Consider the following 20,786-nt stretch of genomic DNA (forward strand, 5'->3'; position numbering starts at 1 on the left):
TTAATATACGACTTACGTCTCCGGATACACAAGAGGAATTCATCAGGATCGCCGTAGGCTTAATTCGGCGGATTTGCTATAGTTCCGCCTCTCTGATTTTAACCAAACTGTGTATGCATTGTGAATCAAGGATGATGGCAAGATGCGATATCGTAAACAGAGCCGTTTAATCACACCCTTTCGTCTAATAATTATAGCGGTCCTGGGCGTTTTGGGGACAGCCGCCTGGAAGAATGAGTGGATTCCACTTCAACTGGGGAGTGCACCAACGGGTGCTTTGAATGAGTCAACTCAGGAAGCGGCATCAGCAACTGGCAGGAATCAGACAGCTTCTGAGTATGTTGAGCCGGTCTTAGAACAAGAGACCATCATTGCCCAATCTGAACCCCCGGCAGAAGAATTGACGGACGGGAGTGACAATCAGCGTTCCTATCAGAGCCGGGATATCGAAATTCCGCGTATCTACAAGCGGACACTCACAGGCGGGATTGTCGAGGCTGATACCAAGATCGATTCTCCCGTTCATGAAGCGATGGAACCCAGACAATTCAAAGGCGCTGCGCAACCTTTGGTCGGACGTCAAAAGCCGGCAGGTTCACAACAGCAGGCAGACAGAAATGCGCCCAAACAACTGAATCCACCCGAAGGGATTAAACGTGCCAGTGCGCCTGTCATCAAAACGGCCAAACATGCCAGTTATAAAGAAGAAATCGGCAGCGATCCATCTCAAGAGACAACTCCCGATTTGATTGCCATCGACCAATTGATTCAGCAGAGAAAAATTATCGAGGCGCACAAGAAACTATCTAAAATTTACTGGGATCAGCCAGACCTGTATCCTGTGATCAAATCACGCATTGAAGAGACAGCGCGAATCATTTATTTCTCGCCACAACCTCATTTCATGACACCCTATGAAATTGAACCCGGCGATCAACTGAGAAAAGTGGCCACACAATACAAAATCACTTGGGAATATCTGGCGAAGCTGAATCGAATTGATCCGAAGAGAATCAGACCGGGACAGAAGCTGAAAGTGATCAAGGGACCGTTCGCCGCTTTTGTCGATTTGAGCGAATTCACTTTGACAATCCATGCACACGGATATTTTGTGAAACGTTACGCGATCGGAACCGGCAAGGATCATTCGACACCCACCGGTAAATTCCAGGTCAAAGAGAAACTGGTCGATCCGACATATTACGGACCCGATGGTGTGATCGCCAACGATGATCCCACGAATCCACTGGGCGAACGCTGGATTGACATCGGCGACAGTTACGGCATTCACGGCACAATTGACCCGGCTTCGATTGGCAAAGCAGAATCCAAAGGCTGTGTGCGAATGCTCAATGAGCATGTCGCTGAAGTCTATGATTTGCTGGGAGTGGGATCAGAAGTCGTGATTCGTCCCTGATTTCCTGCGAATCTCAAACGCTTTTCATTCTTTGTCCGCGGGGCTGTTTGAATGTTGAATTCCAGCCTGTAGAATACGTGTGGCTGAGCCAGCCGCAATCGTTTACACGAACTAATCGGTGGTTGGCTCTTCATTATCAGAACACACATTCAGGGTAGAGAAGAGAGCATTCATGTTTGATCGGGAAAAGCTGATCGAGTTGTTTCGAGAGCGCGCATTAAAATTCGGGGATTTCACACTCGCTTCGGGAAAGAAAAGCAGTTACTACCTCGACGGAAAACAGGTCGTCCTGCATTCGCATGGGTTGCGACTTGTAAGTGCGGGCCTGCTGGAATTGCTGGCCGATGTGGAATTTGATGCCATCGGCGGCATGTCCATTGGTGCTGATCCGATTGTTGCCGGCGTGCTCGCGGTGGCCGCCGAGCAAGGTAGATCTTTAAATGGCTTCATGGTCCGCAAGGAACCCAAAGGGCATGGCACCAACAAATTTGTCGAAGGCCCTGTGCAGCCTGGCGACAAAGTCGTGATTGTAGACGATGTGATTACCACAGCCGGTAGTGCATTGCTGTCTGTCGATCGTGCCGAAGAATTTGGTTGCAAGGTCGTGCAGGCGATTGGAGTTGTTGATCGTTTGCAGGGAGGCGCTGCCAATTTCGAGAAACGGAATATTCCCTTCAAAGCATTATTAACGATCGAAGATTTTGGAATCGAACCACCAGCAGAAGATGCGTAAGTGTTGTAAGACATGAGAGCCTTATGAAAGAGAGTTCCCGGATGACAAACTCCATACGATATGATGACTCAGCGGCCCGTCTTTTAATTGATAATAAATGGTACGAAGCACTGCAGCCCGATCTGATGGCAGCCCGTGAGGAGATGCTGAAGGATATTGAACTGCTGGGAACCGACCAGATACCGGCTGACAAACAACCGCTCGATGCGGGATTCCAGAATCTGCCGCAGCAGTTGCTGGATGAGTATGAAGAAAAGCAGGGCGAAAGTCTGCTGGGAAGAATTGAAGCCAAAGCCCAAGAGCTGCGAGAGCAGTCCGACCGGTTCGTTGTGTTGGGTATTGGTGGTTCGTATATGGGAATGCGGGCGTTGTTCGAAGCCGTCTGTCATCCTTTGCATAATGAACTCACCCGCGAACAGAGAGCGGGTGTGCCTCGTCTCTATTTCGAAGGCAATAATGTAGACAATGATTCGATCACAGCACTCCGCGATTTACTGAAAACGAGTTGCCAGGATCCCAATGATGTACTGCAGCGCTGGAGTTTAACCGTCATCAGTAAATCCGGGGGAACATTGGAAACGGCCGTCGGTTTCCGTTTATTCCGCGAAGCGCTCGAGGCATATTATGGTGCAGATTCAGAGAAGAGCCGTTCACTGGTCGTCCCAATTACGGGACTGGAAGGCAAACTGCGAAACTTTTCCAATGAGAAAGGGTACTCCAGCGTCTTTCCGATTCCCGACAATGTCGGCGGACGTTTTTCGGTATTCACTGCGGTAGGACTCTTTCCGGCTGCCGTGATGGGCTTGGACCTGAAGCAGCTATTGCAAGGGGCCGCTGACATGACAAGCCGGTTTAACTCTCAGCCCATGGGCGACAATCCGGTGTTGGATTACACGGCGACCTGCCACTTGTTTGAAAGAGAGAAAAACGTTTCGATCCGAATTCTTTCTACCTGGGGCAAACGGCTCGAAGCGTTGGGTCTCTGGTACGACCAGCTCTTGGCAGAGAGTCTGGGGAAAGAAGAAAAAGGGGCAACTCCTTTGACGGTTGTGAATACGCGAGACCTGCACAGCCGGGGACAACAACACCAGGAAGGTGCCCTTGATAAACTGATTACGAATGTGATTGTCGAGCGTGCTGACACTGATTCGGTTGCAGTGCCGGTTGTGCCCGAAAACGAAAATCAGGATCAACTTAACAAGCTGCAGGGAAAAACGATTCCCGATATTCTGTCTGCTGCCATTGAGGGGACGAATCAGGCGTATGCCGATGCGAATCGTCCAACGGCTGATTTGATCTTGCCTTGTCTGGATGAATATACAGTCGGACAGACCTTGCAGATGTTGATGCTGGCGACCGTATTAGAAGGGCGGTTGATCAACACCAATCCCTACGGGCAGCCTGGTGTGGAAGCCTACAAAAAGAACATGCAGGATGTCTTAAATCGCTAATAGAAAAGCCAGTCTCCTGATCGCAGGAGCCTGGCTTTTTTGAGATTCTGAATGGAACGACCAAATAAGGTGACTAAGTTCCGGGAATTTGCTGGTTTTTGTCAATCGGGACGCCGATCATCTGGCCGCTGAAGACCATACTACCTTCTACCAGCCCCTGGAAGTTGAACTCAGCCCGCTTGCCGGCACGAATCCGCGCCAATTGTGCCATAATGACCAGACGCTGATTGGGAAAGACAGGGCTACGAAAACGAACATCGTTCATGCCGCCAAAGCCCAGGAAGTCGCCGCCGAGCAACTTAAATTTTCGGGCATAAAAACCAGCCAGTTGTGCTGAACATTCACAGAGAATGACGCCTGGCATCAAGGGAAAGCCAGGCATATGGCCACGGACCCAGAATTCATCTTCGGTCACATCTTTAAAACCTACAATACCGTGCTTTTCATTATCGATATGAACAATCCCCGAGAGTTGTTCCATCTCAAATCGCTGAGGGTTAATTTCCCGGATGTCTTCGATTCCGAACAAAGGGTTCTCAAAATCGAAGTCAATTCCACCGTAAAGCAACTTGGGAGGCATAGTCTCTTTTCTCCAATAGGGGCATCATTATGAATAGCCCTGGTTCCCTGGCAGGGGCTATCTTCAAATTGATATGATTTTGACTGAGCAAAATATTGTGATTACCTGCGATTTACGAGGTAATGCAGGCAATGATCATGCTGTTAAGCCCGTGATCTTAGCAAAATTGGCAGCATATGTTAATCGAGGATTTCCGCTAATTGGCTTAAATTGGTGATCAATCTGTCAGGTTTCAGGTCCGGATCTCTGACTTCTTCTTTACTGGCCCGCATACTGAGGGAATCACCAGCAAATAAAGCCGTTTTGATACCAAAACGTTTCGCGACCGCCAGATCATCATGGATTCGGGTCCCGACATGCAGAATTTCCTGCGGCGAAATATTTAACTGCTCGAAACGATCGATCATTTTTTCGTAAAGCGAAGCCGATGGTTTGCGGACCCCTTCACGGTAGGATAGACAAAAACATTCCTGGGTGAAGAGTTCGGCAAGCGGCGGCAGTGTACCTTGCGAGCTCAATCCTCGCAATACGTGAACCAGAGTGAAAGGCTGTGCATCAGCAAACAGCGCGACTTTTTTGCCACGCGCGCTTAACTGGCTGAGTGTGGCCAGTGCCTCGGGCATCGGCTGCTGCCCCTGAAGGGAGGCATGGAAGAAGTAAGCGACTTTCAGGCTGAACTCGTCCAGGCTTCCATAAAATGATTCATCGAACGTATATTCATTTTTCTGCAGACGAACGATCAGTTGTTTCCAGAGTTCGACGGAGTTGATTTCCGGTTTCTCTCCTTTTGGTACTTTTTGTGAAATCTGCTGGTCTTCCAACAGGTTTCGATATTGGGACAGCATGTATTCCCAGGGAGCCCCCGGTTTGCGTGACATACTGTTCCACATATTGAATTCTTTGATTGTTTTATCGAGGGCGATCTGCATTCGCAGTTGCTGTTCATGATCAAACAGCAGGTAACCATCAGAAATATGCAGCAATGTTCCGTAGACACTGAATGTGACTGCAGTGATTCCCCTTAAGGGTTTTAAAAAGGGGGTGGCTTTCGGCGTTACCAGTTCGGGAGCGACTGGCCAGATGAGATCATCACGATTGGCTAACCAATCAGCATATTCTTGAAGAGACTGCGCCATAACGATTGAGTTATTTCTAAATTGAGGTATTCAATAATCAAATGGTTGGAATCGAGAGTCTTTGAGGAGAATCGATGGTGATCAGAAGAAGGTCTCATTATCAAGGAAGCTTGCTGAACGTGTTCTGATCTTAGACCAGACATCCTTCAGAGAGCAAGCGAAAAACCAGAATTCAGCAGACATTGAGGCAGGGTAAATTGGGCTGGAATTTATCAAATATTGCCAACGGAAACCGGCATAACCGGCGTAATAGATTTGACAGATCCAAAACATGGAACCTGAGACAGGTTGCTGATGTCATAACGGTTATCCGCCCCTTTCGAATGCATCAGGTGTAAAAAAGAGAGAATCCTGCGCGAAAAATTCAAGTCACTCAATAAATTTGGTTCATATCTTAAGTATTTGCTACAAGTGCATTAAGTGCCTGAATTATAGTGGATTACAACATAATATTCCGCACAGTTGATTCTTCCCCGTCAGCTATTCCCAGCCTCTCTGTCACTACGGCAGTCTCTCTTGTCAAAGAACTTAAAGTCCTCACGCTAATTTCGTCGATGCAATTAGGGCAGACGGTTGAAGCCGGAAAGACGTAAAAACCACGTCGAACCAGTCAACATCAGTTTGGTTGGTTCATTCCCAATCAATTGTCTGTAAGGGGGGAGAGGACAAGACGGATCTAGTCTGACGAACTGATCTGAATGGTATTGCGATTGTCATTCAGTCCGACCCCAAAAAGTATTACGTACCAGATCCCAAATTTCCTTAAAATTAAAGATTGGCATTTTGAAACAGTTTCTGGAGATGCTGTCTCCTGAAACAAGCCCCGACCCAAGACTACACAGGTTACAACGTGAAACTGACTGGCCAGGATAGCCGCAAATGTAGTAGGGGTTAAAGAAGAAGAAATGTAACCATTCTTCGAATAGATTTGCCAAGCAAGTGATTGGAGAGCCCGCAATGAAAACGATCTTCACTACTGGCCAAGTAGCAAAGATCTGTAAGGTTGCACCCCGCACGGTTAGTAAGTGGTTCGACTCGGGACGCCTGAGAGGATACCGGATTCCCGGTTCTCAGGACCGACGAATCCCACGTGAGCACCTTATTCGATTTCTTAAAGAACACGGTATGCCATTGGGCGAACTGGAAGATGAAGCCATGGGCAAATTGCTGCTCGTTGGGGCTGACACTCAGGTTCGAGCAAGTCTTGATGACCTGATGGCCACGGAAGACTTCAAAATTGAATACGCCGTTAGTGGTTTTGAAGCTGGTATCCAGGCTGAATCATTACACCCTGATTGTGTAATTGTTGATTTTGCTATGGGGCGAAATGAAGCTCTGATGATCGCTCAAAACCTGCGACGTAACAAAGACTACACAGACTCTGTTCTGATTGCTCTGCTTAGCGATGAAGATAACGCCAGCGGATTCGACAGAACTTTGTTCAACGAAACTTTCCGGAAACCATTTGACGCTGCATTACTGGCCGAACGGATTCGGACCTTGGTTGGACGTAAAAAGCAAATCGCCTAATGACGGGCAGGAATGCCTCGAGGTGAGATTGCCAGGGACGTCAGGTTCTCGATATTATGGACGGTCTCGAGAGTACGGCCCGCTGGCCCAACCAGAACAATCGCAAAGGGATTTGCTGGTTTGCGTGAACGACTAAACCCGCCCAAGAGGTAAAACTCTTGGTCGGGTTTTTTTACGCGCACACTTTCTGCATAATGACGGGTATGACTCAACTCAAGCCTCCTTCTGAATCTGAAAACAAACAGCGACCGGCTGCCGCGTTCTGGTATCTTCTGCTGGCCTGTCTCGCGTTTGTGCTGGTTGCGGCCCAACTTGATTGTGCACAGGATCTGAGCCTCACGGGGCCAGGGCCCGGCATGACGGTGGATGAACCCTTCAATGTCGGGCAAGGCGTGTTTCTGGTCCGGGCAATCCGGGTTTATGGGTTAGGGGTCATTGCTCCTGAAAGTCTGCGGGAAATCTTTGAACATCCCAACTATCTGCCCGATCATCCTCCCCTGGGGCGTCTGCTGATTGGCATTGCCCACGAGACCGTCGCCGGGGTTGCAGGCAGTGATGAGCGCCCGTTCGTTGTCACCTATGGCCGCTACGCGTCCGCCTTTTGTTTTGCCTGTCTCGTGTTTGTGGTAGGTTGGTTTACTTTCCGACGATCAGGACACACAGCCGCTCTGATTGCCGTTGCTTCCTTGGTCGCGATGCCACGCCTGTTTGGCCACGCGCACCTGGCGGCTCTGGAGACCGTGACCGCTCTCTTTTATGTGAGCACGGTTCTGGCTGTGGTGTACTTTTGGGATACAGAATCACCACCCACTCCCAAGCGAGCCTGTCTGACCGGGCTGGTTCTGGGGCTGGCTTTGCTGACGAAGATACAGGCCGTATTGATTCCGATTCCCGTCATGATCTGGGCGCTGTGGAAATGGCGGCAGAAAGCGATTCTTCCTTTAATCTGCTGGGGTGGTATCGGCGTTCTGATCTTCTTTGTCGGCTGGCCGTGGCTCTGGTTCGATCCTGTGGGACATCTCAGTGAATATCTTGGCAGAACCACCGGACGGGCGGCTCTCTATGTCGAATATTTCGGAAGCAAGTACGCCGACCGCGATCTGCCCTGGCATTATCCCTGGGTTATGTTGCTGACGACCATCCCTGTTGGGCTGTTGGTCCTGGGCTCTGTCGGCTCCACAAATATCGTACGTGCTTTGAAAGGGAGTCACCGTCGACCCAGCGGAGAAATATTATTACTGCTTTCTTTGCTATGGCCTCTGTTCTTGTTTTCGCTACCTGGAATTACCGTCTATGATGGCGTGCGTCTGTTTTTAATGGTCTTTCCGCTCGTAGCCATTCTTATTGGGCAGGGAGGAGCTTTGGCATTCGACTGGTTACGCCAGCGTATTCCCAGTAAACCCGCGACCAGTGTGGCGGTGCTCCTGTTATTGTCACAAGCATATGCCACTTTGGCTTTTGCTCCCTACTGGCTCAGTTCCTACAGTTTGCTGATCGGCGGGCTGCAGGGAGCGAATGCCGCGGGCATGGAGCTGACTTACTGGGGCGACTCAATTACCGCCGACATGTTACAACGGGTGGTTCAGGACGTTCCCGAAAACAGTGTTATTCAACTCGCACCACTACTTCATCCAGCTTATCTGCAAATGCTGCAGGAAACCCCGGAACTGAAACAGAAGGGGATTCGATTAATCCCCTTCGAGTCTGAGAAGCCTGTTTCAGAATATGTATTGTATTTTCAGAGAAACCCGTACCTGCCGGACACCTTGAAGCCGCAGCAAATGAAAGTGGGGCAGGTTATCAGGGAAGTCAATCACCAGGGGGTCGCCCTGGCTCGATTAATTCGCTTGAACGAGGTCCGCTGAAGATCCTATTTCTTGACAGGTAAAGAGGGGTGGAACCCGGGGATCTTGCAGGGAATTCGATACAGACCGCTTCCAGCGGTGATATATAGCGTGGAAGCATCATCGCCGATTCCAAAGGTACAATTGGTTGGCAGTGTGGGAGTCGGAATGTAAGCCAGTTCTTTTCCTTCGGGAGAAAAGACGACAATCCCAAATCGGCTCTCCGCCCGGAAGGCGGCATAGATATTGCCTTTCTGGTCAACCGTCATGCCGTCAATGCCGGTCTCTTTCCCACCAAAGTCAGCCAGTACTTTTTTCTTACCCAGCGATCCATCTTTTTTAATCGGAAACGCATTCAGAGTCATTCGTTTTTTCGGATTTTGGGGTGGTTCTTTTTCAAGACCGGTGACACCATTGTCAGTTTCTGCCACATATAGCGTTTTTCCATCGGGAGATACGACTGTCCCATTGGGCTTGGTGATGTCGGTTGTGGCTCGGTGGACCGTTTTGGTTTTGGGGTCGTAGCGGAAGACACTCATGTGATCGAGTTCCAGAGGCTCGGTGCCGACATATCGGGGGTCGGTGAAATAGACCCAGCCTTTGGGGTGAACGACCAGGTCATTCGGAGCGTTGAATTTCTTTCCCTCAAATTGATCAACAATGCATTTTACTTTTCCCTGCTTCGTGATACGGGCCAGACATTGTTTTCCATTATTGGCACCGCAGGCCGCCAGCATGTTTCCTTTCTGGTCGATCATCAAACCGTTACTTTGTCCGCTATCGGCGCTGAAGACAGTGGTTTTGCCCGTTGCAGGATCAAAGGCCATAATCTTACCAAGACCGCCTGCGAAATTGATATCGCTGAAATAGATGATGCCATCCACGTCGACGCAGGCACCTTCAGTGAAGCCTTTATCGACCCAGAGTTCTTCCACTTTCGATTGCGGAGAGACAACGGACGCATCCCCCGAGGGGGCAGGTGTCGCCGCATAGACCATGGAACCTGCGAATCCTGAAATAGCCATTCCCCAAACAAAAATCTGTTGCCAGTGAATCATGGTTTGTTCCTCTCTGTCGTTGTGTTTTACAAAACGAGCGGTTTCGATTTATTGTGAAGACGTCACATCTTTTTTCTAATTCGTCATTGGAATTTCACGATTCCAATTGGTCTGGAGTCTCATCCGCAGGAGCCTGATTGTGATGATTGCGGACCAGCCACAGGGAAGGGACCGCCAGGATTGCACCGGCAATAGGGCCGACAAAATAGAGCCAGAGCGAGTTCAGGTTTCCGCTGACCAGCGCCGGGGCTAATGAACGGGCCGGGTTCATGGAGGCACCGCAGATCGGACCAGCAAACATCGCTTCCAGCGCGATCACCGAGCCGATGGCGACTCCGGCCAGAATCCCGGTTTCCTTCGCGCCCGTACTCACGCACAACACGACGAACATCAGCATCCAGGTCAAAACGAGTTCCAAAATCAGCGATTGCATGTCACTCCCGGCAGGAAGCGTCATGCCATAATTGGCCAAGCTTGGGAAAGTCAGTTTTAATAACAGGCACGCTGCCAGTGCGCCGATCACCTGACAGATAATATAAGGAATCACCTCTTTCCCGGGAAAACGTCGTGCGACCCAGAACGCGATTGTGACTGCTGGATTGATATGCGCGCCGGAGATTTCACCAATCGCATAAATTACCGAAGTAACCACCATCCCAAAGACAAGGGCAATCCCGACATGGGTGACTGTTCCCCCAGAGACCTGATTTGTGACGATGGCACCTGCACCCGAAAATAGCAGGATAAAGGTGCCAAAAATTTCCGCATAGTATTTCTGCATCAGTGATGGATTCCAGGTTGCGGGATCAATGTTTAATCGTTTTCAGGACGGGCAGGGTTAAGCCAGTGACCGGACGGATCAGAACCAGACACAATTACTCCTTTGGCGTTCCAGTCCATGCCGGCGCGGACGTCGGTGGCACAATACCGGAGTGTCAAACCACAGCGTCTGCGGTCTGACTCGTTCGCTTCGGAACCGTGGAGCAGCAGATCGGAGTGAATAGAAATTTCGCCCGCTTGCAGCGAGTCGTCAATCGGGGAACCATATTGCTCGGGATTATCAATCGTCTGATTGAGCACGTTGTCTTCATGTGAGCCACTCGGACGATAGGTCATATGTCCGTGATGATGGCTGCCGGCAATGAATCGCATGTTGGCATTTTCAGGGTCGGCATTATCGATGGCCAGCCAGACGGTGACCGCCTTCGAAGGAGACAAAGGCCAATAGCTGGCATCCTGATGCCAGGCAACCGATTTTCCATCATGAGGCATCTTACAAAAGAAATGCGAACCCCAGGCGACCAGATTTTCTCCCAGCAGATCTTTCACGTACGCCACAATTTTGGGATGCGTCAGCAGATCGTAGACTTTGCCATACTTCATGTGGGCGGTGCTGATGGAATAGCTGTTCCCGCCGGCTGCGATGACAGTTTCCAGTAGACGGTCAAAGTACTCTCGATTCTCCGCTACTTCCTGATCATCGAAAATGCGAAGACTGCGCAGATAACCGTCCCGATTGAATTGCTCGATCTGCTCAACGTATAACAGCGCCGGGTTCGTGGTTGTGGAAGGGTAGAACTTCAGATCACGCTCAATTTGAGACAAGTCTTCTTCCTGAGGAACTGCCTGGAATTCTTTCGATTCAGCCATGGTGCGTCTCTTTGTGTTAAGATAAAGAGTAAATCAGTCATGAGAGCGATGCGAGACACCGAACCCCCTGACAGAAAACTGGTTCTATTGTAAATAGGGATAGGCTTCGGAACAACTTAGTAGGGGGGGTTCGTACATTTTACGTAGGGAAGGCCTGAGGATTTAGGATATGGCAAAAATGTAACTGATAACCAGGGATTGGAATAGAGTGCTTTTCAAGTACTGAAATCGGTCTGTGCTATTCATTTCTATTTATGATTGAGAGAAGCATTAATTGGATGCTATTAAGAATTGAATCTATGATGAACGAAATTAACCGCATTAAGGTAGAAGCAAAAAAAGAAGTTCTGAGCTTACTGCAAAGATGCTTTGAGGTTGATCGATTATTTCCAGAGCTTCAACGGACTTTTCAGTTGATCTCCAGCCGGCTTGTATGGATTGATCCCTTTGTGATTACACTTCAGGAAACAAAAAACAACATAGATCCCTGGTACTATGACACTGAATTTCAATCTGACTATTCGATCGTCTTGCAGCAGGCTAGTGAATCTAAATATTTATTTAGAGAATTCAACTATTGGAATTTGGACGATGATGTTAAAGAGAACGAGGAAATAGTAAATCAAATCTTATCCTGGTCAGCGACGCGTAAACCCAAAAATGTCAGAGAGATTATGGGGTTGATTAAAGATGGTTTTTGGAGATTTGATACTCAGACAATTCCAAAGCTATCCGCACAATGCCCAGCTGATATACAGGAGCTGATTTCGTGGGATGAGAAATGTGTCCTGACTGGTACAAATATGCAAAACATGGATGTGATTACCAGGGAGCAATGGAAGCAGGTTGCAGAGAGAGAACAATGGTACAATGATGAAAAGTAACAGGGCAATGATGATTCAAACCCGTGTTGTTACGACTTACTCGTCGTTTTATCCGGTTTGGCTTTGGGAGTCGACGCAGTGGCTGTTTTGCGGCTGGCGGCATTGGATGCCAGGCCTTCCGCCGAGATGAGATGCACTAAGTCTTGTGCATTTTGGTCCATTTCCATGACCAGTCCATCCACGCGGCCTGCCAGGTACATATACATGATGAGCGAGGGGATCGCGATTCCCAGACCGAAGGCCGTTGTTAACAGGGCCATCGCAATTCCGACAGCCAGCTCTTCGGCTTTGCCCATTGCGCTACTGTTGGCAATTTCATTGAATGCCTGAATCATACCGATGACGGTTCCCAGCAGACCCATCAGGGGGGCTACGGTAGCCACGCCATTGATGACGCGCAAGTGTTTGCGGAGTTGCGAGAGTTGTCGCTCGCCGCCATCGATGATGGCCTGTTCGACTTCGACACTGGGTTTGCCCCACTTGCGAACACCGTGCGCAAAGACCGAGGCTATGGGGCTCGGATTTTCTTCGCAGAGTTTCAGTGCGGAGCGCGCATTGAGTTTCCCATCCTTCAGGAGTTTCAGGAATCGGCTCACAAAATGTCGGGGGATCACACGTCCTGACCTGAGAATGACCAGTCGCTCAATAATAAACCACATGGAAATGATCGAGGCAATCACAAACGGCAGGAGAAAATAACCCATCTCCTGAATGATGTCTTCCGGCGTGGAAGGAATGACCGTATTCCGTTTGATCGGCTGGCCGTCTTCAGGCAGTGGTCCATTGGGATCAGTGACCTCCACCATTTTTCCATTGACCGATTCCACGAATTTGGGTAGCCGTTCCTGAGCTTCTGCAGAACCGGAAAACAGCAATAGCGATATCACAGGAATCATGATGAGCTGCAGCAGAAACCGAGAAAGTCGCTCGTAAGAGAAAATCGCACACTGTCCCTGATCGGAGTGATCAGCGGAAGGCTGTTTTGGGCTGCTGATAAAATTGATCATGTGCAATGAAAGTCACTCTAAATTGAATGGAGACGTGCCACAGGTTTCTGATGCTGGCCTGATTCAGGTCTAATACTGCGCTGTTGGAACTGAAAAACCTGAGATTGTAATTACGATACTTTTACATGATGAGACCTAGTTTACGTCAGTTTGGTTTTCCCGTCGAGTCTGGAATCGGAATTCCCAGGCGGAACCGGCGGTGATGAAAGTCTGCAGAAGGGGGCAGGGACTATTGTTTCTTGTTGATTTGAGCCTGAACAGCCTTTAGGCGTTCTTTGACGCGAGGTACCAGTTCATGTTCAGGGAAACGCTTCAGGAAGTCCTGATATGTTTTTAACGCCTGAGCCCATTCGTTCAGCGCTTCGTGGCACGTCCCCGCCTGAAACAGGGCCGGGGCCTGCCATTCGGGAAATTTATACTGGATATCGACTTGCAGATATGCCAGGAGTGCTTCCTTGAACTTTTCCTGAATCATCAGGGTTTCCGCCAGTAAGAACTGGCACTTGGCTGCGGTTTCGGTGCGTCTGCCATTTTCGGAATCGATAATCTGCTGAAAGACCTTGCGGGCCTCTGCAAATTTTGCCTGATTTTTCAAACTGCGTCCGAGTACTTCATCCGCCTGATACAGAAAGGGGCTTTTCGAATCCCAACTGCGGAACCGATCAACCGTTTGTTGGACTTCGTCATATTTTTTCTGACGGAAATAGGTTTCTGCTAACAGCACCCAGACGCGCGGGTACCAGGGTTCCTGTCCCAGTTTCTCTGTTTTCTTGCCATCGACCAGTTTCAATAATTCCTTCTGGGCGGCTTCCACCTGATTTTGATAGAGGGCCGCCTCGGCCTGATGGAATTGGGCAAACGCCACGTATTCGTTCTTGGGAAATCGCTTGAGTAATGCTTTCGAAAATTTTTCAACCTGATCCCATTTTTGCAGTTCCAGATTGATTTCGATTAGCCGATACAGGGACACCTGCTGTACCTTTTCATCGGACTTGGGTGAAGCCTGCAATTCGTCAAATGATTTCGCTGCTGCTTCCAGCTTGCCGGCGATTAAATCACTTTCCGCCAGGCTCAACCGGGCATTGTCGGCCAGATCACTCTCAGGGGTTTCTTTTACCAGGCGTCGAAAGATCGCATCCGACTGTTCAAACTGTTCTGCTTCGTAATTGATTAACGCCCATTCATCCAGGATCTTGTCCAGGTTGTCTGCTTTAGGAAATTTTTCCAGCAGTGTTTCGTAGGCTTTGTTGACGTCATCGATTTTATTTAACTGAAACAGGGTGCGTGCTGCCTGCAAGCCAGCCAGCATCGCGTAACGTGAAGGAGCAAATTGCGCTAATGTTTTTTGATACACGGCGACTGCTGCCTCCAGCTGCTTGTTGCTTTCCAGGCTGCGACCTTGCATATAGGTCGCTTCAGCAGCGAGCGGGCTTTTGGGAAATTCTTTGACAAACTGTTCAAAGTGAGCAGCCGCCTGTTGATTTTCACCCAGTTGAAATTCACTCCACGCCAAGCCGGAAAGGCCAGCCGGATATTCCGGTGAATCCGAACCGAGCTTGACGATTTCCTCGAAGAATATTTTAGACCGTTCCCACTGCTTTTTCTCGTAGTTTCGTTCTGCTAACTGGCGATACGTTTGAATGAGCAGATCGGCGTCCGGCTTTCGTGTCTGCAATTGCTTGAGGTACTGATCGACTTCTTTCGGCTTTTCATTTTTGTCGGTGATGATGATCAGATTTGCCAGGATCTGATTAAATCGGACTTCATCGGGAAATTGTTTCAGATATTCTTTTGAAAGCGATTCTGCTTCGGCATACTTCTGCAGTGAATTAAAACTGTTACTCTGCAGAATCAGCGCGTCGGCATATTCGCTTGATGCTTTGTCAGTTTTTGGATCTTTTAAATACGACTCCAGAACTTGAATCGACTTGTCATACTCTTTTAATTTCTGATATGTGCGTGCCAGATAAAGCCGGGCCAGCAGTCGGGTATTTTCGAGCTTCGTTTGATCTAACACCGTCTGGAAGTGATTCAGTGCTGCCTTAAGATCTTCTGGCTTACCTTTGGCATCGCGGATGCGGCCTTTGAGTAGTTCCTGGTGCAGTCGCAGACCGCTTTGGGGATACGCTTTTTCAAACTGTCCCGCCAGTTGCTCGGCTTCTGCCAGTTGATCTGTCAGCATGGCGGCTTCAACGGCAAAATGCAGACTGTCGTCGGCGAGATCGCTCTTGGGCGATTGCTTTACCAGTTCGAGGAATAAGGTTTTGGCAGCCGCCGGTTTCCCGGAACGTAACAAAGCGTCGGCCAGTTGGTAGTTTGTTAATTCTTTTTGTTGGGGAGTCGGGTTTGATTTGAGCGCCTGTTCAAAGGCGGTAATCGCATCAGTGAGTTGACCGGCTCCCTTCAGGCTGACCCCTTTCCAATACAGAGCATTTGCAGCCTGTTTCGGATCTTTGGCGACGATTTCAAACTGTTCGATGGCTTTTGCGTATTCACGCAGATCGTAAAACGCGTACCCGGCATTCAGCCGGGCTGTGATTCCCAAAGGACTCTCCGGAAACTTCACCGGTAGTTCCAGAAAAGCCTTGGCCGCTTCCTGAAATTGTCCACGATCAAACAGCGATGTTGCTAATGACATCTGTGCGTCGCTGGCACGAGAATGATTTTTTTTGCCAGCGATTTCTTTGAATCGCTTTTCTGCTTCGTCAGGCTGTTTGTTCCGCAAATACGCAGACGCGAGACCGAATTGTGAGTCTTCGGACATGGCCCCTTTGGGGTGCCGCTCCAGAGATCTCTGAAAACTTTTGATTGCCAGTTCGGCGTTGCCACGCCTGAGCATCACATCGCCAAAATAGGGATAGGCCCATTCTTCCAAAGCATGATTGGGATACAGTTTGAGAAAGTCTGTGAATTCCTTTTCCGCCGAGTCCAGATCATCCAGCAGATAACTGCATTCCGCGATGCGGTAGAGCGCATCGGGCAGGTTTTTGTTTTTGGGATACTGCTTGGCATAATCCCGCAGAACGTCCCGGGCTTCCTTGTATTTCTGCTGATTGACGAGTGTCAGGCCGAGATAAAATTTCGCCAGAGGGACATTCTCATGCGTCGGATAATTTTTCAGATATTTCTGAAAGGTCTCCGTCGCCAGTTCCCAGCGGTTTTGTTTATAGAGTCCGATGGCCAGCTGAAATTCATCAGAGGCTTTATCCGCCTGCGCGAACGAAGCAGGAAGTAAGGCCAGAACCAGGGCAATCAGACAGAGTCTGTTTAAATGCAAGTCAGATAAAATGGAGAGCTGGATACGGTGAATCATCATATTGGAATTGTCAGATCGATCTAAACTAGTAAAGTAACGCTCCCTCATATTATCGAGGGATTTCAGGCAGAGGCAAGCGGCGTTACTGAAATCTCCCTCTGTAGAAGTGAAAACCTGGTCGATCGAACGCTTTCGGTATCGGTAAAAGCTCCGAAAACACCAGCCTGAAAGACATTACTTCAAACTGGTGTTCAGATTATTGTTTTACGAGAACAACTCCCAATGTTAGCTGCCTTTGAAGTGTGTGTCTGCAAAATCGAGGTATTGTTGCCAGTCAAAATCGGTGACATCATGTTTGCCAGTCCGCATATGATATCCCATCTGCTTTTGGATCGGCTGATTGACTTTCGGCATTTCTTTGGCACCGAATCCTGATGTTCCCAATAGTTCATAAACTGGCTCAGCGTACTTTACGGATAAGAATTCCCCTTTGGGATCTGCCCATCGATCATCCTCGGCACTGGCAACATACACGGGACGCGGGGCGATCAGAGAGATCAACATGTGTTGATCCACGGGTAACTTATTTTCTTTATCGATGTACTTGTTGAAATTGTCACAGAACCAATGTGGAAATGCATTATTGATGACATTCAGTGTCTCTCCGAAACGGCGTCGGCTGAGAGCCGCTCCGCCACATCCGGAGTCATTCGAAATCACCAGCGCAAAACGTGGGTCTTGCGCACCGGCCCAGAGGGATGTCTTACCGAGGCGCGAATGTCCCATGACGGCGACCTTGTTCGCGTCGATCTGCTTGTCGGTTTCCAGGTAATCCAGGGCGCGACTGAGTCCCCAGGCCCAGGCCGAGATGGTGCCCCATTCATCGGGGGTGGGTTTTTGTTTCGCGTTATAGATCGCGTGGATTCCGTTTTTAAAACCATCGTCATAATCGGGATCGATATCGCCGCAGTAGATGGCGACCAGTCCGTAGCCACGATCAATGATCTTTTCGATGGGCCAGCGTGAAGCCGAGGCCCCACGCGATTTTTCTGTGGCGCGGTGATCTACAATGCCTTTATCTTTATTAGCACGCATCCAATGATCGTTGAGTTTGACATCTTTTTCTTCGGTGATGGTATGGTTGCCATAAAAGTTGAGTCCCATGAAGACAGGTACCGGTTTCGTGGCTTTGGCGGGCAGATAGATCAACAGATCCATCCGCGGCTCTTCTTTTTTACCCGAGAAATAAACAGAGACCTCTTTGCGGATCGCTTTGCCGCCCAAGGCATCGTTTTTGACTGACGTGACTTCAAACAGCATGTCTTGGGGAGCAGCAGGGCTTTTTCCGTAAACTTCACTTTCAAACAGATGCAATACTTCAGGCCGTCTGACTTTCCACCAGAGTTCAGCCGAATCCACCTGCTTGCCATCCGCAGTCACCAACGGATCGGGCAATTCGAACTTTGGAACTTTTGCTTCGTCATAGTTAGGTTTGGGACGCTGTGCCTGACTGGTTTGACTGCAAATCAGGCAGATGCTGAAGACAAGGGCGGTGGTAAGGAGCAGTCGTTTCATATCCTGAGGGCTTTCGTTCTGGTGGGATTTCATCAATCTGAAGTCTGTCTCAGTTACTTGGAACCATTCAAACTATCATAATACAGACAGAGATTTCAAATCTCTATTCTAAAATCGTGCCCCTTTCCGCAACGATTGACAATAAGAAATCGAGCTGGGCTGCAATAGACCCGTTTTTTATATCTTTTGAACCACGAAACTCACGAAAATTTTTATATATGCAGGTCGGGGGAATCGAGGCGATTCACTGTTAGCCAGGCCATCATTTTTTCCAGGCCTGGATGATATAGCGTTTCATTCGAACGCCCGCTTTCTCTGCCAGTTCGGCATCCACTCGCTGGAAGTAGAGGTCGAGAATTTCGTGCATGAGTTCTTCCCGGAGTTCGGCTGATACGTGGCGGGCAACGGGGACCCAGGAGCAGAAAAAGTCAGCCAGGGCCTCTCTTGTGCCGAAGTATTCGTCGCCAATGATTTCATCGAACCGCTCGATATAGAATCCATTGCCGCGTATACAGCGCAGCATGAACTCGCGTGTCCAATGGTTATAGGGATCGTCAAAGTCCGTCAACAATGGCTTCCAGCGGCTGCGTTGTGAGACCGTGGAGACTGCGTCCCAGAATTCTTCGTGGTCGGCCTGGAATCCTGCCAGCACACGGCCACCGTCACGCAGTGCGCAATGGATACCGCTCCAGACGTCCCATTGCCTTTTGACCCAATGGAGGATGCTGAACGAACAGACCAGATCAAATTCGTTGTTGAATTCAAGCTGATCGGCGCTCATCTGCTGAAAGTCGATTCGTCCCGGTTTGGCGTACTGTTGCTGGGCGAATTCCACCATGGAAGGAGAGACATCGATTCCAACGACCTGACCGGCGGGCATCTGCTCAGAGATATATTTCGTGACGGCGCCATTGCCACAGCCGATGTCGAGTACGCGTTCATACGAACCAACGTCGATCCGATTCAGAGCTTCTAACGCCTGGCGATACTGCATCGATGAATTATCTGCATATTCAGACCCATCCCAGCGGTCTTCTGCGTCTATCATGGCAGGCTCCTGGCTCTGTTTTCATAAAAAATGATATTTCCTGTTGGCAATCGTGGTCATTTTCGCAAGGATTGGCAATATGAAATCGCGTCTGGATTTGAAAAGCTGGCTGTTTCTTTATCCGCTGCTGCAGGGGCTGGGCGGAGTAGGGTGGTGGTGTCTATTACTGGCGGTCCCCGAGAGCCGTTCGCTGTTTCTGTCAGAAACACTGCCGGAACGGGTGCTGCTGGCCTTTTGGCTGCCGGACGGCGTGATTTTTGTGACTGGTTCCTTCGTGTTGGCGTATGGTCTTCGGAAGCAGCGCTATTGGGCGGGGTCAGTGTTATTGTTTCTGACGGGGGGGATCGCTTACGTTAGCCTGTACTGTCTGTCGCTGAGCCTGGCGACGCAGGGGGGCTGGTTGGGAACCGGCTTAATGCTGGTCTGTCTGAGTCTGATGTTGCTGGTCTGTTGTATTCACACGGGCGGTCATTGCGGGAAAGCCGAGCATGTTCAAAATCAAATTCCGACCGACGACGCCTGACGCACCACTCTGGTTAATTTTACTGAAGATTTTTGGCCAGACGGTCATTTTCTGGAGCCTGTTTCTGCTGGTGATCCCTGCGGCGCTGATTTGGCTGGAATCGATCCTGGGCTGTCCGGCATTTCGGTTCAACGGGCAGCGGGTGCTGGGAGTGATTCTGTTCGTGCTGGGGGGGAGTCTGGGACTGACCAGCGGTGCAATGATGGGAATCTACGGCCGGGGGACACCGCTCCCCCTGGATACGGCACGTCATCTGGTTGTCGTCGGCCCCTATCGGTATGTGCGGAATCCGATGGCCATCGCGGGCCTGACACAAGGTGCTGCGGTCGCTTTGTTTTGTGGTTCCTGGTTGACGCTAGGCTATATCATCGTCGGTTTTTTTCTCTGGAATTATTATGTGCGACCCATTGAGGAGCAGGACCTCCTGCATCGATTTGATAGAGCGTATGCCGACTATCAACGTTCCGTTCGCTGTTGGATTCCCTGCTGGAGAGGATATTCGCCAAGTACCCCGGAAACGCAGGGAAACGACAAATAATTTTCGGTATCTCGTAATCCTGGTATATAATCGTTAAGATGCACTGATCAAAACCGTTTGTTTACTTAATGGCACCGTGGGGTGCCTGGATCTAACATAATGAAAAATCTGTCCCAAGCTGAAGAGATTGATGAAATCCGCACCTTAGTGCGCAATAGTGGTTTGCGCAGTACAGCAGCCCGGATCACCGTGATTCAATTCTTACGCAAGGCGACTTCACCTCTGACTCATGCCGAGATCGCAGAAGATCTGACTCCGATGGGGTTTGATAAGGCAACCGTGTATCGCAATCTGATTGATCTTGCTGAAGCGGGACTCGTCAAACGGACTGAACTGGGCGACCATGCATGGCGGTTTGAGCTGCGCAACCCGGATGAACCCGAAGATGCTGAGCACCCTCATTTTGTCTGTACTGAATGTGGCAGCGTTTCCTGTCTGCACGATGTTGAGTTCAAGACGCCCAAAAATAAACAATGGACTCAAGTCGGCACTGTCACGGAAATTCTCTTGAAGGGGATTTGCAGTGAGTGCGAGGAAAAATGAGCGGCACTCTTTA

18 protein-coding genes are annotated in these 20,786 nt (G+C 49.5%); 9 read left to right on the forward strand and 9 right to left on the reverse strand.

All coding sequences use genetic code 11. From position 1 onward, the window contains the following. Positions 1-142 precede the first annotated feature (142 nt). From Pan241w_RS01540 to Pan241w_RS01550, 3 genes are all read left to right on the forward strand, one after another. On the forward strand, positions 143-1,417 hold the full coding sequence (locus tag Pan241w_RS01540) for a L,D-transpeptidase family protein (RefSeq protein ID WP_145209929.1): 1,275 nt from the start codon (positions 143-145) through the stop codon (positions 1,415-1,417). Positions 1,418-1,589: 172 nt separating this feature from the next. Further along, positions 1,590-2,150, forward strand: a complete 561-nt coding sequence (gene pyrE, locus Pan241w_RS01545) for an orotate phosphoribosyltransferase (RefSeq protein ID WP_145209932.1) — start codon at positions 1,590-1,592, stop codon at positions 2,148-2,150. Positions 2,151-2,191: 41 nt separating this feature from the next. Continuing rightward, positions 2,192-3,601 carry a glucose-6-phosphate isomerase gene (locus Pan241w_RS01550; RefSeq protein ID WP_145209936.1) on the forward strand — a complete coding sequence of 470 codons (1,410 nt, stop codon included), beginning with the start codon at positions 2,192-2,194 and terminating at the stop codon, positions 3,599-3,601. A 73-nt stretch (positions 3,602-3,674) separates the two neighbouring features. Here the strand turns inward: Pan241w_RS01550 and Pan241w_RS01555 are convergent, their stop codons facing one another. Together Pan241w_RS01555 and Pan241w_RS01560 are read right to left on the reverse strand one after the other, a co-directional pair. Continuing rightward, a complete protein-coding gene (locus tag Pan241w_RS01555) occupies positions 3,675-4,181 on the reverse strand; it encodes a 3-hydroxyacyl-ACP dehydratase FabZ family protein (RefSeq protein WP_145209938.1) in 507 nt (168 codons plus the stop codon). Between the two features lie 179 nt (positions 4,182-4,360). Next, positions 4,361-5,317 (reverse strand): HAD family hydrolase, encoded by a 957-nt coding sequence (locus tag Pan241w_RS01560; protein WP_145209941.1) that lies wholly within the window; start codon positions 5,315-5,317, stop codon positions 4,361-4,363. Between the two features lie 957 nt (positions 5,318-6,274). Between Pan241w_RS01560 and Pan241w_RS01565 the strand changes: the two genes are divergently transcribed. Together Pan241w_RS01565 and Pan241w_RS01570 are read left to right on the forward strand one after the other, a co-directional pair. Further along, positions 6,275-6,847, forward strand: a complete 573-nt coding sequence (locus Pan241w_RS01565) for a helix-turn-helix domain-containing protein (protein WP_044238118.1) — start codon at positions 6,275-6,277, stop codon at positions 6,845-6,847. Positions 6,848-7,050: 203 nt separating this feature from the next. Beyond that, positions 7,051-8,712 (forward strand): ArnT family glycosyltransferase, encoded by a 1,662-nt coding sequence (locus Pan241w_RS01570; RefSeq protein WP_198000258.1) that lies wholly within the window; start codon positions 7,051-7,053, stop codon positions 8,710-8,712. Positions 8,713-8,717: 5 nt separating this feature from the next. Here Pan241w_RS01570 and Pan241w_RS01575 read toward each other — a convergent pair whose 3' ends face one another. From Pan241w_RS01575 to Pan241w_RS01585, 3 genes are all read right to left on the reverse strand, one after another. Continuing rightward, the gene (locus Pan241w_RS01575; RefSeq protein WP_145209947.1) at positions 8,718-9,749 is read right to left on the reverse strand and encodes an SMP-30/gluconolactonase/LRE family protein; all 1,032 of its coding nucleotides are present in this window, start codon (positions 9,747-9,749) and stop codon (positions 8,718-8,720) included. A gap of 94 nt (positions 9,750-9,843) precedes the next feature. Beyond that, on the reverse strand, positions 9,844-10,530 hold the full coding sequence (locus Pan241w_RS01580; protein ID WP_145209950.1) for an MIP/aquaporin family protein: 687 nt from the start codon (positions 10,528-10,530) through the stop codon (positions 9,844-9,846). A 32-nt stretch (positions 10,531-10,562) separates the two neighbouring features. Further along, complete coding sequence (locus tag Pan241w_RS01585) at positions 10,563-11,399, reverse strand: phytanoyl-CoA dioxygenase family protein (RefSeq protein ID WP_145209953.1); 837 nt, start codon at positions 11,397-11,399, stop codon at positions 10,563-10,565. Positions 11,400-11,698: 299 nt separating this feature from the next. Between Pan241w_RS01585 and Pan241w_RS01590 the strand changes: the two genes are divergently transcribed. Continuing rightward, positions 11,699-12,283, forward strand: a complete 585-nt coding sequence (locus Pan241w_RS01590) for a hypothetical protein (RefSeq protein WP_145209956.1) — start codon at positions 11,699-11,701, stop codon at positions 12,281-12,283. Positions 12,284-12,312: 29 nt separating this feature from the next. On the opposite strand, the gene Pan241w_RS01595 is transcribed toward Pan241w_RS01590, so the two are convergent. The 4 genes from Pan241w_RS01595 to Pan241w_RS01610 all read right to left on the reverse strand — a co-directional run bounded on the left by Pan241w_RS01595 (position 12,313) and on the right by Pan241w_RS01610 (position 19,169). Continuing rightward, complete coding sequence (locus tag Pan241w_RS01595; protein ID WP_232107325.1) at positions 12,313-13,290, reverse strand: MotA/TolQ/ExbB proton channel family protein; 978 nt, start codon at positions 13,288-13,290, stop codon at positions 12,313-12,315. Positions 13,291-13,519: 229 nt separating this feature from the next. Beyond that, a complete protein-coding gene (locus Pan241w_RS01600; protein ID WP_198000259.1) occupies positions 13,520-16,606 on the reverse strand; it encodes a tetratricopeptide repeat protein in 3,087 nt (1,028 codons plus the stop codon). 225 nt (positions 16,607-16,831) lie between these two features. Next, the gene (locus Pan241w_RS01605) at positions 16,832-18,121 is read right to left on the reverse strand and encodes a glucuronyl esterase domain-containing protein (RefSeq protein ID WP_145209962.1); all 1,290 of its coding nucleotides are present in this window, start codon (positions 18,119-18,121) and stop codon (positions 16,832-16,834) included. 262 nt (positions 18,122-18,383) lie between these two features. Continuing rightward, entirely contained in the window at positions 18,384-19,169 is a 786-nt protein-coding gene (locus tag Pan241w_RS01610) for a class I SAM-dependent methyltransferase (RefSeq protein ID WP_145209965.1), read from the reverse strand. 79 nt (positions 19,170-19,248) lie between these two features. Here Pan241w_RS01610 and Pan241w_RS01615 point away from each other — a divergent pair, with 79 nt between their 5' ends. The 3 genes from Pan241w_RS01615 to Pan241w_RS01625 all read left to right on the forward strand — a co-directional run bounded on the left by Pan241w_RS01615 (position 19,249) and on the right by Pan241w_RS01625 (position 20,773). Continuing rightward, on the forward strand, positions 19,249-19,692 hold the full coding sequence (locus Pan241w_RS01615; protein ID WP_145209968.1) for a hypothetical protein: 444 nt from the start codon (positions 19,249-19,251) through the stop codon (positions 19,690-19,692). Then, positions 19,658-20,230 carry a methyltransferase family protein gene (locus tag Pan241w_RS01620; protein ID WP_145209971.1) on the forward strand — a complete coding sequence of 191 codons (573 nt, stop codon included), beginning with the start codon at positions 19,658-19,660 and terminating at the stop codon, positions 20,228-20,230. The genes Pan241w_RS01615 and Pan241w_RS01620 overlap by 35 nt, the downstream gene beginning before the upstream one ends. 99 nt (positions 20,231-20,329) lie before the next feature. Beyond that, positions 20,330-20,773, forward strand: coding sequence for a Fur family transcriptional regulator (locus Pan241w_RS01625; protein WP_145209974.1), 444 nt, complete (start codon positions 20,330-20,332; stop codon positions 20,771-20,773). Positions 20,774-20,786: the final 13 nt, after the last annotated feature.

Source organism: Gimesia alba, from assembly GCF_007744675.1.
GTDB classification, from domain to species: domain Bacteria; phylum Planctomycetota; class Planctomycetia; order Planctomycetales; family Planctomycetaceae; genus Gimesia; species Gimesia alba.